The 14,191-nt window shown below is 66.9% G+C and carries 27 protein-coding genes; all 27 read left to right on the forward strand.

Annotation, left to right across the window (positions count from 1 at the left end):
• Positions 1-548, forward strand: a 548-nt coding sequence (locus tag GXW71_RS20340) for an EF-Tu C-terminal domain-related protein (protein ID WP_246526742.1), incomplete at its 5' end; no start/stop codon positions are given.
• 32 nt (positions 549-580) lie between these two features.
• Positions 581-889: a 30S ribosomal protein S10 gene (gene rpsJ, locus GXW71_RS20345; RefSeq protein ID WP_211854477.1), complete on the forward strand. Its 309-nt coding sequence runs from the start codon at positions 581-583 to the stop codon at positions 887-889.
• 19 nt (positions 890-908) lie between these two features.
• Positions 909-1,595 (forward strand): 50S ribosomal protein L3, encoded by a 687-nt coding sequence (rplC, locus tag GXW71_RS20350; RefSeq protein ID WP_211854478.1) that lies wholly within the window; start codon positions 909-911, stop codon positions 1,593-1,595.
• Positions 1,596-1,606: 11 nt separating this feature from the next.
• Complete coding sequence (rplD, locus tag GXW71_RS20355) at positions 1,607-2,227, forward strand: 50S ribosomal protein L4 (protein ID WP_211854480.1); 621 nt, start codon at positions 1,607-1,609, stop codon at positions 2,225-2,227.
• 29 nt (positions 2,228-2,256) lie between these two features.
• Positions 2,257-2,553: a 50S ribosomal protein L23 gene (locus GXW71_RS20360; protein ID WP_456315913.1), complete on the forward strand. Its 297-nt coding sequence runs from the start codon at positions 2,257-2,259 to the stop codon at positions 2,551-2,553.
• A gap of 4 nt (positions 2,554-2,557) precedes the next feature.
• Entirely contained in the window at positions 2,558-3,391 is an 834-nt protein-coding gene (gene rplB, locus GXW71_RS20365) for a 50S ribosomal protein L2 (protein ID WP_211854484.1), read from the forward strand.
• Positions 3,392-3,396: 5 nt separating this feature from the next.
• Positions 3,397-3,675 carry a 30S ribosomal protein S19 gene (gene rpsS / locus GXW71_RS20370; RefSeq protein WP_211854486.1) on the forward strand — a complete coding sequence of 93 codons (279 nt, stop codon included), beginning with the start codon at positions 3,397-3,399 and terminating at the stop codon, positions 3,673-3,675.
• Positions 3,676-3,679: 4 nt separating this feature from the next.
• A complete protein-coding gene (gene rplV, locus GXW71_RS20375; RefSeq protein ID WP_211854488.1) occupies positions 3,680-4,078 on the forward strand; it encodes a 50S ribosomal protein L22 in 399 nt (132 codons plus the stop codon).
• A gap of 1 nt (position 4,079) precedes the next feature.
• Positions 4,080-4,757: a 30S ribosomal protein S3 gene (rpsC, locus tag GXW71_RS20380; protein WP_211854490.1), complete on the forward strand. Its 678-nt coding sequence runs from the start codon at positions 4,080-4,082 to the stop codon at positions 4,755-4,757.
• A 13-nt stretch (positions 4,758-4,770) separates the two neighbouring features.
• On the forward strand, positions 4,771-5,190 hold the full coding sequence (gene rplP, locus GXW71_RS20385) for a 50S ribosomal protein L16 (protein ID WP_211854492.1): 420 nt from the start codon (positions 4,771-4,773) through the stop codon (positions 5,188-5,190).
• Positions 5,191-5,194: 4 nt separating this feature from the next.
• Positions 5,195-5,404, forward strand: coding sequence for a 50S ribosomal protein L29 (gene rpmC, locus GXW71_RS20390; RefSeq protein WP_211854493.1), 210 nt, complete (start codon positions 5,195-5,197; stop codon positions 5,402-5,404).
• Between the two features lie 17 nt (positions 5,405-5,421).
• A complete protein-coding gene (gene rpsQ, locus GXW71_RS20395; RefSeq protein WP_211854494.1) occupies positions 5,422-5,718 on the forward strand; it encodes a 30S ribosomal protein S17 in 297 nt (98 codons plus the stop codon).
• A 12-nt stretch (positions 5,719-5,730) separates the two neighbouring features.
• Positions 5,731-6,099: a 50S ribosomal protein L14 gene (gene rplN / locus GXW71_RS20400; RefSeq protein ID WP_211854495.1), complete on the forward strand. Its 369-nt coding sequence runs from the start codon at positions 5,731-5,733 to the stop codon at positions 6,097-6,099.
• 2 nt (positions 6,100-6,101) lie between these two features.
• Positions 6,102-6,422 (forward strand): 50S ribosomal protein L24, encoded by a 321-nt coding sequence (gene rplX / locus GXW71_RS20405; RefSeq protein WP_211854496.1) that lies wholly within the window; start codon positions 6,102-6,104, stop codon positions 6,420-6,422.
• Complete coding sequence (gene rplE / locus GXW71_RS20410; RefSeq protein WP_211854497.1) at positions 6,419-6,979, forward strand: 50S ribosomal protein L5; 561 nt, start codon at positions 6,419-6,421, stop codon at positions 6,977-6,979. The genes rplX and rplE overlap by 4 nt, the downstream gene beginning before the upstream one ends.
• A gap of 51 nt (positions 6,980-7,030) precedes the next feature.
• A complete protein-coding gene (gene rpsN / locus GXW71_RS20415; RefSeq protein WP_211854498.1) occupies positions 7,031-7,336 on the forward strand; it encodes a 30S ribosomal protein S14 in 306 nt (101 codons plus the stop codon).
• 12 nt (positions 7,337-7,348) lie between these two features.
• Positions 7,349-7,747, forward strand: coding sequence for a 30S ribosomal protein S8 (rpsH, locus tag GXW71_RS20420; RefSeq protein WP_211854499.1), 399 nt, complete (start codon positions 7,349-7,351; stop codon positions 7,745-7,747).
• A 14-nt stretch (positions 7,748-7,761) separates the two neighbouring features.
• Entirely contained in the window at positions 7,762-8,295 is a 534-nt protein-coding gene (gene rplF, locus GXW71_RS20425) for a 50S ribosomal protein L6 (protein ID WP_211854501.1), read from the forward strand.
• Positions 8,295-8,657 (forward strand): 50S ribosomal protein L18, encoded by a 363-nt coding sequence (gene rplR / locus GXW71_RS20430; protein WP_211854503.1) that lies wholly within the window; start codon positions 8,295-8,297, stop codon positions 8,655-8,657. Before rplF ends, rplR begins: the two co-directional genes overlap by 1 nt.
• Before the next feature lie 11 nt (positions 8,658-8,668).
• Complete coding sequence (rpsE, locus tag GXW71_RS20435) at positions 8,669-9,298, forward strand: 30S ribosomal protein S5 (RefSeq protein ID WP_211854505.1); 630 nt, start codon at positions 8,669-8,671, stop codon at positions 9,296-9,298.
• Positions 9,291-9,479, forward strand: a complete 189-nt coding sequence (rpmD, locus tag GXW71_RS20440; RefSeq protein WP_211854507.1) for a 50S ribosomal protein L30 — start codon at positions 9,291-9,293, stop codon at positions 9,477-9,479. The genes rpsE and rpmD overlap by 8 nt, the downstream gene beginning before the upstream one ends.
• Before the next feature lie 4 nt (positions 9,480-9,483).
• Positions 9,484-9,975 carry a 50S ribosomal protein L15 gene (gene rplO, locus GXW71_RS20445; RefSeq protein ID WP_211854508.1) on the forward strand — a complete coding sequence of 164 codons (492 nt, stop codon included), beginning with the start codon at positions 9,484-9,486 and terminating at the stop codon, positions 9,973-9,975.
• 108 nt (positions 9,976-10,083) lie between these two features.
• Positions 10,084-11,439, forward strand: coding sequence for a preprotein translocase subunit SecY (gene secY / locus GXW71_RS20450; RefSeq protein ID WP_211854509.1), 1,356 nt, complete (start codon positions 10,084-10,086; stop codon positions 11,437-11,439).
• 14 nt (positions 11,440-11,453) lie between these two features.
• A complete protein-coding gene (locus GXW71_RS20455) occupies positions 11,454-12,113 on the forward strand; it encodes an adenylate kinase (RefSeq protein WP_211854510.1) in 660 nt (219 codons plus the stop codon).
• A 156-nt stretch (positions 12,114-12,269) separates the two neighbouring features.
• A complete protein-coding gene (gene rpsM / locus GXW71_RS20460) occupies positions 12,270-12,647 on the forward strand; it encodes a 30S ribosomal protein S13 (RefSeq protein ID WP_211854511.1) in 378 nt (125 codons plus the stop codon).
• Positions 12,648-13,058 carry a 30S ribosomal protein S11 gene (gene rpsK, locus GXW71_RS20465; RefSeq protein WP_211854512.1) on the forward strand — a complete coding sequence of 137 codons (411 nt, stop codon included), beginning with the start codon at positions 12,648-12,650 and terminating at the stop codon, positions 13,056-13,058.
• A gap of 104 nt (positions 13,059-13,162) precedes the next feature.
• Positions 13,163-14,179 carry a DNA-directed RNA polymerase subunit alpha gene (locus GXW71_RS20470; RefSeq protein ID WP_211854513.1) on the forward strand — a complete coding sequence of 339 codons (1,017 nt, stop codon included), beginning with the start codon at positions 13,163-13,165 and terminating at the stop codon, positions 14,177-14,179.
• Positions 14,180-14,191 lie beyond the last annotated feature (12 nt).

A 14,191-nucleotide genomic window follows, 5' to 3' on the forward strand; every position in this document is an offset into this window, starting at 1 on the left:
TGCCGGTGGAAGACGTGTTCTCGATCTCGGGGCGCGGCACGGTGGTGACGGGTCGTGTTGAGCGCGGCGTGGTGAAGGTGGGCGAGGAAGTCGAGATCGTCGGCCTGAAGGCGACGGTGAAGACGACGGTGACGGGCGTGGAGATGTTCCGCAAGCTGCTGGATTCTGGGCAGGCGGGCGACAACATCGGTGCGCTGCTGCGCGGCACGAAGCGCGAGGATGTGGAGCGCGGTCAGGTGCTTGCGGCGCCGGGCTCGATCACGCCGCACACGAAGTTCAAGGCCGAGGCGTATGTTCTGACGAAGGAGGAGGGCGGCCGCCACACGCCGTTCTTCACGAACTACCGTCCGCAGTTCTACTTCCGGACGACGGACGTGACGGGCGTGGTGACGCTGCCGGAAGGCGTCGAGATGGTGATGCCGGGCGACAACGTCGCGATGGACGTGGAGCTGATCGCGCCGATCGCGATGGACGAAGGCCTGCGCTTCGCCATCCGCGAAGGCGGACGGACCGTCGGCGCCGGTGTCGTCGCGAAGATCGTCGCGTAAGCGCGGTATCAGGAAAGATCGGGCAGCCTTCGATGGACAGCCAGAACATCCGCATCCGCCTGAAGGCGTTCGATCACCGCGTGCTGGACACCAGCACGCGGGAGATCGTGAACACGGCAAAGCGGACGGGTGCGCGCGTGCGCGGCCCGATCCCGCTGCCGACCGAAATCGAGCGCTTCACGGTTAACCGTTCGCCGCACGTCGACAAGAAGTCGCGCGAGCAGTTCGAGATCCGCACGCATCGCCGCCTTCTCGATATCGTCGACCCCACCCCGCAGACCGTGGACGCGCTGATGAAGCTCGACCTCGCCGCGGGCGTGGACGTCGAGATCAAGATCTAAGGCCGGGGGAGTACACACCATGGCCGCGAAGAATGGCCGCACCGGCCTGATCGCCAAGAAGCTCGGTATGAGCCGTATCTTCAACGAGGACGGCTCGACCGTTCCCGTCACCTTGCTGCATGTGGACAATGTCCGCGTGGTGTCCCAGCGCACCCAGGAGACCGACGGCTACGTCGCGCTCCAGCTCGGCATCGGCAGCGCCAAGCCGAAGAATGTCTCGAAGGCCAACAAGGGCCACTTCGCGAAGGCCGGCGTCGAGGCGCCGCAGCGTGTGGTGGAATTCCGCGTCGCCGACGATGCGGTGGTCGCCGCCGGCACGGTCCTGAGCCCCGCGCATTTCGTGAAGGGCCAGAAGATCGATGTCACCGGCACCACCAAGGGCAAGGGCTTCGCCGGCGCGATGAAGCGCTGGAACTTCGCCGGTCTCGAAGCGACGCACGGTGTTTCCGTCAGCCACCGTTCACATGGTTCGACCGGCAACCGCCAGGATCCGGGCAAGACCTTCAAGAACAAGAAGATGGCCGGCCATCTCGGCGTCGAGCGCGTGACCACCCAGAACCTGGAAGTGGCCGCCGTGGACGCGGAGAAGGGGCTGCTGTTCGTGAAGGGCGCGGTGCCCGGCTCGGTCGGCACCTATGTGCTGGTTCGTGATGCGGTGAAGCGCGCGCGTCACGCCGATGCGCCGTTCCCGACGGTCGCGGCCTGAGGACGAAGAAGATGCAGGTCACCGTCATCACTCTCGACAACGCTCCGGCGGGCGAGATCGAGCTACCGGAGGCGCTGTTCGGCGCCGCGCCGCGCAGCGATATCATGGCACGCGTCGTGCACTGGCAGCTCGCGAAGCGTCGTGCCGGCACGCACAAGGCCAAGGGCCTCAGCGAGGTCTCGGGCACCACGAAGAAGCCCTATCGCCAGAAGGGCACCGGCAATGCGCGCCAGGGCTCGCTGCGTGCACCGCAGTTCCGCAAGGGTGGCGTGGTGCACGGCCCGGTCGTGCGCGACCATGGCTATTCACTGAACAAGAAGGTGCGCCGCCTCGGGCTCATCTCGGCGCTGTCGATGAAGGCGGCCGAGGGCAAGCTCGTGGTGCTCGACACCGCAGCGGTCGGCGATGACGCCAAGACCGGCGCGGTGGCGGCGAAGGTCAAGGCGCTCGGCTGGACCAGCGCGCTGGTGGTGGATGCGGCGGCGGATGCGAATTTCCTCCGCGTGATCCGTAACCTGCCGAAGGTGCAGGTGCTGCCGACCATCGGCGCCAATGTCTACGACATCCTCAACCACGACGTGCTCGCGGTGACGCGCGCCGGCGTCGAGGCGCTGAAGGAGCGGCTGGCATGAGCGAGGCCCAGAAAAAGGCGAAGCCCGTCATCTCGCGCGAGAAGATGTATCAGACCATCCTCGCGCCGGTGGTGACCGAGAAGGCGACGCTGCTGACGGAGAAGGGTCAGATCACCTTCCGCGTGCCGCTCGAGGCGACGAAGCCCGAGATCAAGGCCGCGGTCGAGGGTCTGTTCGGCGTCTCCGTGCTGGCGGTGAACACCATCGTCACCAAGGGCAAGACGAAGCGGTTCCGCGGCCGTCCCGGCCGCCGGTCCGACAGCAAGAAGGCGATGGTGCGCCTGGCCGAAGGCCAGAGCATCGACCTGACCACGGGGCTTGCGTAACGCCATGGCGCTCAAGCATTTCAACCCGGTCACGCCCAGCCTGCGCGGCACGATCCTCATCGATCGTTCCGAGCTCTGGAAGGGCAAGCCGGTCAAGGGTCTGACGGAAGGCAAGAGCCACTCCGGCGGGCGCAACAACCACGGCCGCATCACCAGCCGCTTCCGCGGCGGCGGGCACAAGCAGTCCTACCGCCTGGTGGACTTCAAGCGCCGCAAGTTCGGTGTGCCCGGTGCCGTGGAGCGCCTGGAGTACGACCCGAACCGCACCGCCTTCATCGCGCTGGTGAAGTACGAGGATGGCGAGCTCGCCTATATCCTCGCGCCGCAGCGCCTGAAGGTCGGCGACATGGTCGTCTCCGGCGAGAAGGCGGACATCAAGCCGGGCAATGCCATGCCGCTCTCGGCGATCCCGGTCGGCACGATCGTGCACAACATCGAGCTGAAGCCCGGTGCCGGCGGCAAGATCACCCGCTCGGCCGGCACCTTCGCCCAGCTCGTCGGCAAGGATGCCGGCTACGCGCAGATCAAGCTCAGCTCCGGCGAGCTCCGCGTGGTGCGTGCGGAATGCATGGCGACGATCGGCGCGGTGTCCAACCCGGACAACAGCAACCAGCAGATCGGCAAGGCCGGCCGCAGCCGGTGGCTGGGCCGCAAGCCGCATAACCGCGGCGTCGTGATGAACCCGGTCGACCACCCGCATGGCGGTGGTGAAGGCCGCACCTCTGGCGGCCGGCACCCGGTCACCCCGTGGGGCAAGCCGACCAAGGGCTACAAGACCCGCAACAACAAGCGGACCGACGGGCTCATCGTCCGCCGCCGCAACGCGACGAAGGGCTGATCGCGATGTCGCGCAGCGTCTGGAAGGGGCCGTTCGTCGACGGCTACCTGCTGAACAAGGCGGAGGCGGCCCGCGCTTCCACGCGCAACGAGATCATCAAGATCTGGTCGCGCCGGAGCACGATCCTGCCGCAGTTCGTGGGGCTGACCTTCGGGGTCTACAACGGGAAGAAGTTCATCCCGGTGCAGGTCTCGGAGAACATGGTGGGGCACAAGTTCGGCGAGTTCTCGCCGACCCGCACCTTCACCAGCCATGCGGCCGACAAGAAGGCGAAGCGGGGCTGATCCGATGAGCAAGCCGAAGCATCCCCGCGGTCTCGCGGACACCGAGGCGCAGGCGGTGACCTGGAACATCCGGGTCAGCCCGCGGAAGCTCGACCTGGTCGCGGGCCTGATCCGCGGCAAGGCGGCGAGCCAGGCGGTGGCCGAGCTCACCTTCTCCAAGCGCCGCATCGCGCAGACGGTGAAGAAGACGCTCGAGAGCGCGATCGCCAATGCCGAGAACAATCACCAGCTCGATGTCGACCGCCTGGTCGTGCAGAGGGCCGAGGTCGGTCGTGCGGTCGTCATGAAGCGTTTCGCGGCGCGCGGTCGCGGCCGCGCCTCCCGTATCGAGAAGTGGTTCAGCCATCTCAAGATCGTGGTGGCCGAGCAGCAGGTCGCGGCGACACAGCAGGAGGCCGCGTAACATGGGTCAGAAGATCAATCCGATCGGCTTCCGCCTCGGCATCAACCGCACCTGGGACAGCCGCTGGTTCGCCGATCGCGACTACGCCAAGATGCTGCATGAGGATCTGCGGCTGCGCGAGAAGCTGCGTGAGCGCCTGAAGGGCGCCGGCGTCAGCCGCATCGTGATCGAGCGCCCGGCGAAGAAGCCGCGCGTGACGATCCATGCTGCCCGCCCGGGCGTCGTGATCGGCAAGAAGGGCGCCGACATCGAGGTGCTGCGCAAGGATCTCATGAAGCTGGCCGGCGCCGAAGTGGCGCTGAACATCGTCGAGATCCGCAAGCCCGAGATCGATGCGACGCTGGTGGCCGAGAACATCGCCCAGCAGCTCGAGCGCCGCATCGCCTTCCGCCGTGCCATGAAGCGCGCGGTGCAGAGCGCGATGCGCCTTGGTGCTCTCGGCATCCGGATCAACTGCTCGGGCCGCCTCGGCGGCGCCGAGATCGCGCGCGCCGAATGGTATCGCGAGGGCCGGGTGCCGCTGCACACGCTCCGCGCCGATATCGACTACGGCACCGCAACCGCGAAGACCACCTATGGCACCTGTGGTGTGAAGGTTTGGGTCTTCAAGGGTGAGATCATGGCCCATGACCCGATGGCGCAGGACAAGCGCGCCGCCGATCAGGCGCCGCAGCGCTGAAGGATGAATTGAGATGCTTCAGCCGAAGCGCACGACTTATCGGAAGGCCCACAAGGGCCGCATCAAGGGTGTCGCCAAGGGCGGCTTCTCGCTGACCTTCGGCGCCTATGGCCTGAAGGCGCTGGAGCCGGAGCGCGTCACCGCACGCCAGATCGAGGCGGCTCGCCGCGCGATCACGCGTGCCATGAAGCGCGCCGGCCGCGTCTGGATCCGCATCTTCCCGGATGTGCCGGTCTCGACCAAGCCTGCCGAAGTCCGCATGGGTTCCGGCAAGGGCGCGCCGGAATACTGGGTGGCCCGGGTGAAGCCCGGCCGCATCATGTTCGAGATCGACGGCGTCCCGCAGGACACCGCGCGCGAGGCTCTCTCGCTCGGTGCTGCGAAGCTGCCGATCAAGACCAAGTTCATCGTGCGTCTGGGCGCGGAGGCCTGAGGCCATGACGAAGATCGCTGACGTTCGGGCGAAGAGCCCAGACGAGCTGCAGGGGATGCTGCTCGACCTCAGGAAGGAGCAGTTCAACCTGCGCTTCCAGCGGGCCACCGGGCAGCTCGAGGCGGTGAGCCGCATCAAGCTGGTGCGGCGCGACATCGCGCGTGTGAAGACCATCCTGGCGGAGCGCACCCGCGCTGCCGCCGCCAACGCCTGACGAGGAGACCGACGGCCATGCCGAAGCGCGTCCTCACCGGGCGGGTGACCAGCGACAAGATGGACAAGACCATCACGGTTCTTGTCGAGCGTCGCGTCATGCACCCGCTCTATAAGAAGTTCATCCGGCGCTCGAAGAACTACGCCGCGCATGACGACGCCAACCTGTGCAAGGAAGGCGACGTGGTGCAGATCGAGGAGTGCCGCCCGATCTCCAAGCGCAAGACCTGGGTGGTCGTGCAGCGCAATGGCGATGCCGTGGCGGTCCCGGGCTTCCTCGCCGAGGAGGCCGCTTCGGCCTCCGCCGAAGCGTAAGGAGCGCGAGCGATGATCGGCGTTGAAGCCAATCTCGACGTCGCCGACAATTCCGGCGCGCGCCGTGTCCAGTGCATCAAGGTGCTGGGCGGCTCGAAGCGGAAGACGGCCGGCGTCGGCGACATCATCGTCGTTTCCGTGAAGGAAGCGATTCCGCGCGCCAAGGTGAAGAAGGGCGAGGTGCATCGCGCCGTGATCGTCCGCACGGCCTATCCCGTGCGGCGCATCGACGGCACCGCGATCCGCTTCGACAACAACGCCGCCGTGCTGATCAACAAGCAGGGCGAGCCGATCGGCACGCGCATCTTCGGGCCCGTCGTGCGCGAGCTGCGCGCGAAGAAGTACATGAAGATCATCAGCCTCGCGCCGGAGGTCCTGTAATCATGGCCGCGAAGATCCGGAAGGGTGACACCGTCCAGGTGATCACCGGCAAGGACAAGGGCAAGCGCGGCGAAGTGCTGCGCGTGATGCCCGAGGAGAGCCGTGCGCTGGTGCAGGGCCGGAACATGGTCAAGCGGCACACCAAGCCGCGCGGCATGGGCCAGCCTGGCGGCATCGTGGAGCAGGAGGCCTCGATCCACCTGTCCAACCTGGCGCTGATCGATCCGAAGTCCGACAAGCCGACGCGGGTTGGTTTCCGCGTGCTCGAGGACGGCAAGAAGGTCCGGGTGGCGAAGTCCTCCGGCGAGGTGCTCGACGCATGAGCGACGTGAAGGAACTGCCGCGGCTGCGGAAGCAGTACGACGAGACGATCCGCAAGGCGCTCGTCGAGGAGTTCGGCTACAAGAATCCGATGGAAGTGCCGAAGCTCGAGAAGATCGTCATCAACATGGGCGTCGGCGAAGCTGCCGCCGACCAGAAGAAGCTCGAGGCTGCGGTCGGCGACCTCACCGCGATCGCCGGCCAGCGGCCGGTGAAGACGCGGGCCAAGAAGGCGATCGCCGGCTTCAAGATCCGCGAGGGTCAGGCGATCGGCACGAAGGTGACGCTGCGCAAGTCGCGGATGTACGAGTTCCTCGACCGGCTCGTCACCATCGCGCTGCCGCGCGTGCGCGACTTCCGTGGCATCCCCGGCAATCGCGGCTTCGACGGGCGGGGCAATTATGCCCTCGGCCTGAAGGAGCAGATCGTGTTCCCCGAAATCAATTACGACAAGGTGGACACGGTGCGTGGTATGGACATCGTCTTCGTCACGACGGCGAAGACCGACAAGGAAGCGAAGGCGCTGTTGAAGGCGTTCCAGCTTCCTTTCCAGAATTGATCTTGGAAAACCGCGTGGCGCCGCCACGCAGGTTCCGGAGGACCTGAGCGTATGGCCAAGACCTCGGCGATCGAGAAGAACAAGCGCCGCGAGCGCCTCTCGAAGCTGCACACTGCCAAGCGCGCCGCGCTGAAGGCTGTCGTCATGGACAAGGAACTCCCTGTGGAGGACCGGTTCGAGGCGACGCTGAAGCTCGCGCAGCTCCCGCGCAACGGCGCCGCCAGTCGCGTGCGGCTCCGCTGCGAGATCACGGGGCGTCCGCGCGGCAACTACCAGAAGTTCAAGCTTTGCCGGAACCAGCTGCGGGAATTGGCCTCCAAGGGCCAAATCCCCGGTGTGGTGAAGGCGAGCTGGTAAGGGAAGCGCGCCATGGCGATGACCGATCCGCTGGGCGACCTGCTCACCCGCATCCGCAACGCGCAGCGCGCACGGCAGAGCCGTTGCGTCGCCCCCGCGTCGAAGCTGCGTGAGAACGTCCTCGATGTGCTGAAGCGCGAAGGCTTCATCCGGGCCTGGAAGACGGAAGACGTCCGTCCTGGCATCCGGGTGATCGCGATCGAGCTCAAGTATTCCGAGGGCGAGCCCGCCATCAAGGAGATCACGCGCGTCTCGAAGCCGGGCCGCCGCGTCTACTCCAAGATCAAGGAGCTGCCGAAGTTCTACAATGGGCTCGGCATTTCCATCCTCTCCACGCCGCGCGGCGTGATGAGCGACCTTGAGGCCCGCGCCGCCAATGTTGGCGGCGAGGTCCTCTGCCGCGTGTTCTGACGGGAGGGCACAGCATGTCTCGCGTCGGCAAATATCCGGTTACGGTGCCGAGCGGCGTCCAGGTGGCGCTGCAGGGCCGGACCGTGGTGGCCAAGGGCAAGAACGGCGAGCTCAAGCTTGAGCTCACGGATGCCGTGGACGTCACCATCGAGAACAACCTGGTCACGGTGAAGCCGCGCGGCGGTGACCGCCGTGCGCGCACCCTCTGGGGCACCACGCGCAGCCTGATCAACGGGATGCTCACCGGGGTCTCCACGGGCTTCACGAAGTCCATGGAAATCAACGGCACCGGCTATCGCGCGGCAGTGCAGGGTTCGGACCTGGTCCTGAACCTCGGCTACAGCCACGAGATCCGCTATCCCGTGCCGAAGGGCATCAAGATCACCTGCGAGAAGCCGACCTCCATCAAGGTGGAAGGCGCCGACAAGCGCCAGGTCGGTCAGGTCGCCGCCGAGATTCGTGGCTATCGCGGCCCCGAGCCCTACAAGGGCAAGGGCGTGAAGTACGAGAACGAGCAGATCCTCCGGAAGGAGGGTAAGAAGAAGTAATGTCCGACAAGCTCGCATTGCAGGCGCGGCGCCGCCGGCGCCTTCGCTTCCAGCTCAAGCAGAAGTCGGGTGGCCGCGCGCGGCTTTCCGTCTATCGCTCGGGCAAGCACATCTATGCGCAGATCATCGTGGACGCCGAAGGGCGCACGGTGGCCGCCGCCTCCTCCATGGAGAAGGCGATGCGCGAGGGACTGAAGACCGGCGCCGACAAGGACGCGGCGACGGCGGTCGGCAAGCTGGTGGCCGAGCGTGCGCTCGCCGCCGGCATCACCGAGGTCGTCTTCGATCGCGGTCCCTATCTCTACCATGGCCGGGTCAAGGCCCTGGCGGACGGCGCCCGCGAGGGCGGGCTGTCGTTCTGAGGAGCTGACACATGGCGTATCAACCGAGGAGCGGTGGCGGCGAGGGTGGCGAGGGCGGTGATCGCCGTCGCGGCCGCGGCCGCGATCGCGACCAGAACCGGCAGCCCGAGCGGAGCGATGGCGACGAGCTGAAGGACAAGCTCGTCACCATCAACCGCGTCGCCAAGGTGGTGAAGGGTGGCCGCCGCTTCAGCTTCGCCGCCCTCGTCGTCGTCGGCGACGAGAAGGGCCGCGTCGGCTGGGGCGCCGGCAAGGCGCGCGAGGTGCCGGAGGCGATCCGCAAGGCGACGGAGCGGGCCAAGAAGGGCCTGATCCGCGTGCCGATGCGTGAGGGTCGTACCCTGCACCACGACGTGATCGGCGAGTACGGCGCCGGCCGCGTCATCCTTCGCGCAGCACCCGCCGGCACCGGCATCATCGCCGGCGGCCCGATGCGCGCGGTGTTCGAGAGCCTGGGCATGGGCGACGTGGTCGCCAAGTGCCTTGGCTCCGCGAACCCGCACAACATGGTCAAGGCGACTTTCGCAGCACTGCAGCGCTGCACCAGCCCGCGCGCGGTCGCGTCCCGCCGCGGCAAGAAGGTGGCCGACATCCTGGGTCAGCCCGCCCAGAAGGGCGAGGCGGAGGCGACCAATGTCTGAAAAGAAGACGACGGTCACGGTGACCCAGACCGGGTCCCCGATCGGCCGCAAGCCGGGCCAGAAGGAAACCCTGATCGGGCTCGGTCTCAACAAGCTGCATCGCTCGCGCGAGCTGGAGGATACTCCGGCCGTGCGTGGGATGATCCGCAAGGTGGCCCACCTCGTGAAGGTGGAGGGCTGATCCCATGAAGCTGAATGAAATCCGCGACAACGCGGGCGCCCGCCCGAAGTTCAAGCGCATCGGCCGCGGCATCGGCTCCGGCAAGGGCAAGACCTCGGGCCGCGGCGTGAAGGGTCAGAAGGCGCGCACCGGCGTGTCGCTGAACGGGTTCGAGGGCGGTCAGCTCCCGATCTACCGGCGGCTGCCGAAGCGTGGCTTCGTGAACATCTTCCGCGTCGAGTACGCGCCGCTCAATATCGGCACGCTCGATGCGGCGATCGAGGCCGGGAAGCTCCCGGCCGACCAGCCGATCGACGAAGCGGCGCTGAAGGCGGCCGGCCTGGTGAAGCGCTCCGGCAAGCTCGCCGGCATCCGCCTGCTGGCCAAGGGCGCGATCAGCCGCAAGGTCACGATCACCGTCTCCGGCGCCTCCGCGGCGGCCGTGGCGGCGGTCGAGGCGGCGGGTGGCAGCGTCACGGTTACCGCTCCCAAGGCCGAGGCGGTCGCTTCCGAGTGACCGCGCTTGCGCCCGGCCACCTGCCGGCGCTAGGTGACTGCAAGGTTCGTGGCTGGCGGCGCCGGTGGGTAACCCCGGCGCCGCAGTTGCGATAAGGGAATCCCGCGCATGGCGTCCGCCGCCGAACAGCTCGCTTCCAGCATCAATTTCGGGGTCCTGTCCAAGGCCACCGAGCTCAAGAAGCGCCTCTGGTTCACCCTGGGGGCGCTGATCGTCTTCCGCATCGGCACCTATGTGCCGGTCCCCGGCGTGGATGCGGCTGTCATGGGCGAGATCCTCGCCCAGCACGGCGGCGGCATCCTCGGCATGTTCGACATGTTCACGGGCGGCGCGCTCGGCCGCATGACCGTCTTCGCGCTGAACATCATGCCCTACATCAGCGCCAGCATCATCGTGCAGTTGATGACGACCGCGATCCCCGCCTGGGAAGCGCTGAAGAAAGAAGGCGAACAGGGGCGGAAGAAGCTCAACCAGTACACCCGTTACCTGACCGTCATCATCGCGATCTTCCAGGCCTACAGCATCGCGGTCGGGCTCGAGGGCATGCGCGGCAGCTTCGGGCCGGCGGTCCAGGATCCCGGGATGTTCTTCCGGCTCTCCAGTGTCATCACGCTGGTCGGCGGCACCATGTTCCTGATGTGGCTCGGCGAGCAGATCACCGCCCGCGGCATCGGCAACGGCATCAGCCTGATCATCTTCGCCGGCATCGTGGCGCACCTGCCATCGTCCCTGGTGAGCCTCCTGGAACTCGGCCGCACCGGCGCGCTCTCGACCTTCTTCATCATGGCCTTCCTGGTGATCGCGCTCGCCGTGATCGCCTTCGTGATCTTCATCGAGCGCGCCCAGCGCCGCATCCCCGTGCAGTACCCGAAGCGCCAGGTCGGCAACCGCATGTTCGGCGGCGAGAACACGCACCTGCCGCTGAAGCTGAACACCGCGGGCGTGATCCCGCCGATCTTCGCCTCCTCGCTGCTGCTGCTGCCGGCGACCATCACGGCCTTCTCGGCGGATGCGCCGGACAACTGGCTGACCCGGATCGCCGCGCTGCTGGCGCATGGCCAGCCGCTCTACATGATCCTCTACATGGCGATGATCATCTTCTTCGCCTTCTTCTACACAGCGGTGGTCTTCAACCCGACGGAGACGGCGGACAACCTCAAGAAGTATGGCGGCTTCGTCCCCGGCATCCGTCCCGGCCAGCACACCGCCGAGTATTTCGACAAGGTATTGACCCGCCTGACCGGCGTCGGCGCCATCTACCTCTGCATCGTCTGCCTGCTGCCGGAACTGCTGATCAGCAATTACGGCGTGCCCTTCTACTTCGGCGGCACCAGCCTGCTGATCATCGTCTCGGTCACCATGGACACGGTGGCGCAGGTGCAGTCGCATCTCTTCGCCCACCAGTATGAGGGGCTGATCAAGAAGGCCCGGCTCGGCGGCCGCGGCCAGCCATCGCGGCGCTGAGGGGGCCTTCCGAGATGAACCTGATCCTGCTCGGCCCACCCGGGGCTGGCAAAGGCACCCAGGCCAAGCGGCTGGAGCAGGCCCATGGCATCGCCCAGGTCAGCACCGGCGACATGCTGCGCGCCGAGGTGAAGTCCGGCAGCGCCATCGGCCAGCAGGCCAAGGCGATCATGGAACGCGGCGCCCTGGTGCCCGACAGCATGATCACCGACATGCTGGCTGCTCGCGTCTCCCAGCCCGATTGCGCCCGGGGCTTCATCCTGGACGGCTTCCCGCGCACCGTGCCCCAGGCCGAGGCGCTGGACGCCATGCTGGCGGCCAAGGGCCTGCAGCTTGATCATGTGGTGGAGCTGCGGGTCGATGACGCCGCCCTGGTCGAGCGCATTGCCGGCCGCTTCACCTGCGCGAAATGCGGCACCGGCTATCACGACCGCTTCAAGCAGCCGAAGATGGCCGGCGTCTGTGATGTCTGCGGCAGCACCGAATTCACCCGCCGGGCCGACGACAAGGCCGAGACGGTGGCGGCGCGGCTGGAGGCCTATCACCGCCAGACGGCGCCGCTGCTGCCCTACTATGCCGCACAGGGGAAACTGTCGGCGGTGGACGGCATGGCAGAGATGGACGAGGTCTTCGCGCAGATCGAATCAACGTTGAAAGCACCCGCGAAGACTTGACGAGGCGGGGGGTAGGGGCTAGATGGCCCCCTCCCGCGGATGGGGGCTTCCCCCGGCCGCGATACCCTTTGCACTAACGGATACACCACCACGCCGGTACGCCCCATCCGGGGTACGGCCGGCGAGCAGGAGCGGCAAGCTCCGGAGAGAGGCACTGTGGCGCGCATCGCCGGCGTGAACATCCCGACCAACAAGCGGGTTCAGATCTCGCTTCGCTATATCTATGGCATCGGCCCGAAGAACGCGAAGGACATCTGCGATGCGCTCGGCATCCCGGATGCGCGCCGGGTCAACCAGTTGACGGATGAGGAAGTCCTCCGCATCCGTGAGCTGATCGACCGTGAATACCGCGTCGAGGGTGATCTGCGGCGTGAAGTCGCCATGAACATCAAGCGCCTGATGGACATGGCCTGCTACCGCGGCCTCCGTCACCGCAAGGGCCTGCCGGTCCGCGGCCAGCGGACCCACACCAATGCCCGCACCCGCAAGGGCAAGGCCGTGCCGATCGCCGGCAAGAAGAAGGTGACGAAGTAAATGGCTCGCGAACCCGCTCGCGGCGGCCGCAGCGCCGGCCCCGTCCGCCGCAAGGAGCGCAAGAACATCACGTCGGGCGTCGCCCACGTGCTGGCCTCCTTCAACAACACGATCGTGACGATCACCGATGCCCAGGGCAACGCGATCGCCTGGTCGTCTTCCGGCTCCCAGGGCTTCAAGGGCAGCCGCAAGTCCACCCCCTATGCCGCGCAGGTCGCTGCCGAGGATGCCGGCCGCAAGGCGCGCGAGCATGGGATGGAGACGCTTGAGATCCAGGTGAACGGCCCCGGCAACGGCCGCGAATCGGCGCTGCGCGCCTTGCAGTCGGTCGGCTTCTACGTGACCGCCATCAAGGACGTCACGCCCATCCCGCACAACGGCTGCCGCCCGCGGAAGCGCCGCCGCGTCTGAGTGTCCGATGACCGGAGGGCCGAATGGCCCGAAGGTCTGAATCGGACGCTCCTGACAAGAACGCGCGCGTTCCCGGCCCCCACAGCCGATAGGAGAGATTGACAGTGCTCGAGAGGAATTGGCGTTCCCTCATCCGGCCGGAAAAGCTGGCGATCGACCAGGGCGCGGACCCGGAGCGGACGGCCGTTCTGGTCGCCGCGCCGCTGGAGCGCGGCTTCGGCATGACGCTCGGCAATGCGCTCCGCCGGGTGCTGCTGTCGTCCCTCCAGGGCGCGGCCGTGACGGCGATCCGCATCGACGGCGTGCTGCATGAATTCAGCAGCATCCAGGGTGTGCGCGAGGACGTGACCGACATCGTCCTCAACATCAAGCAGCTCGCGATCCGCATGCAGGGCGAGGGCGTGAAGCGCCTGGCGCTGACCGCGGAAGGCCCGGGCGAGGTCACCGCCGGTCAGATCCAGACCTCCGGCGACATCGAGATCGCGAACCCGGATCTGGTGATCTGCACCCTCGACGACGGCGCCAAGCTGTCGATGGAGCTGACGGTCGCGACCGGCAAGGGCTATGTCCCCGCCGCCGAGAACCGGCCCGAGGACGCGCCGATCGGCCTGATCCCGGTGGATGCGATCTACAGCCCGGTCCGCCGCGTCGCCTACAAGGTGGAGCCGGAGCGCGTCGGCCAGCGCACCGACTACGACAAGCTGGTGCTGACCGTCGAGACCGACGGCACCGTGGCGCCCGAGGATGCGGTGGCACTCTCCGCCCGCATCCTGCAGGACCAGCTCCAGCTCTTCATCAACTTCGACGAGCCGCGCGAGCGCAAGGTGGAGGAGGTGCGGGACGACCTGCCCTTCAACCGCAACATGCTCCGCAAGGTGGACGAGCTCGAGCTCTCCGTCCGTTCGGCGAACTGCCTGAAGAACGACAACATCGTCTACATCGGCGACCTCGTTCAGAAGACCGAGCAGGAGATGCTCCGCACCCCGAATTTCGGGCGCAAGTCGCTGAACGAGATCAAGGAAGTCCTCGCCTCCATGGGCCTCACCCTCGGCATGACCGTGACGGGCTGGCCGCCGGAGAATATCGAGGACCTCGCGAAGAAGATCGAAGAGCCGTTCTGAAGCCGGCGCCTA

This window comes from Plastoroseomonas hellenica, from assembly GCF_018129085.1.
In the GTDB taxonomy this organism is placed as follows: domain Bacteria; phylum Pseudomonadota; class Alphaproteobacteria; order Acetobacterales; family Acetobacteraceae; genus Plastoroseomonas; species Plastoroseomonas hellenica.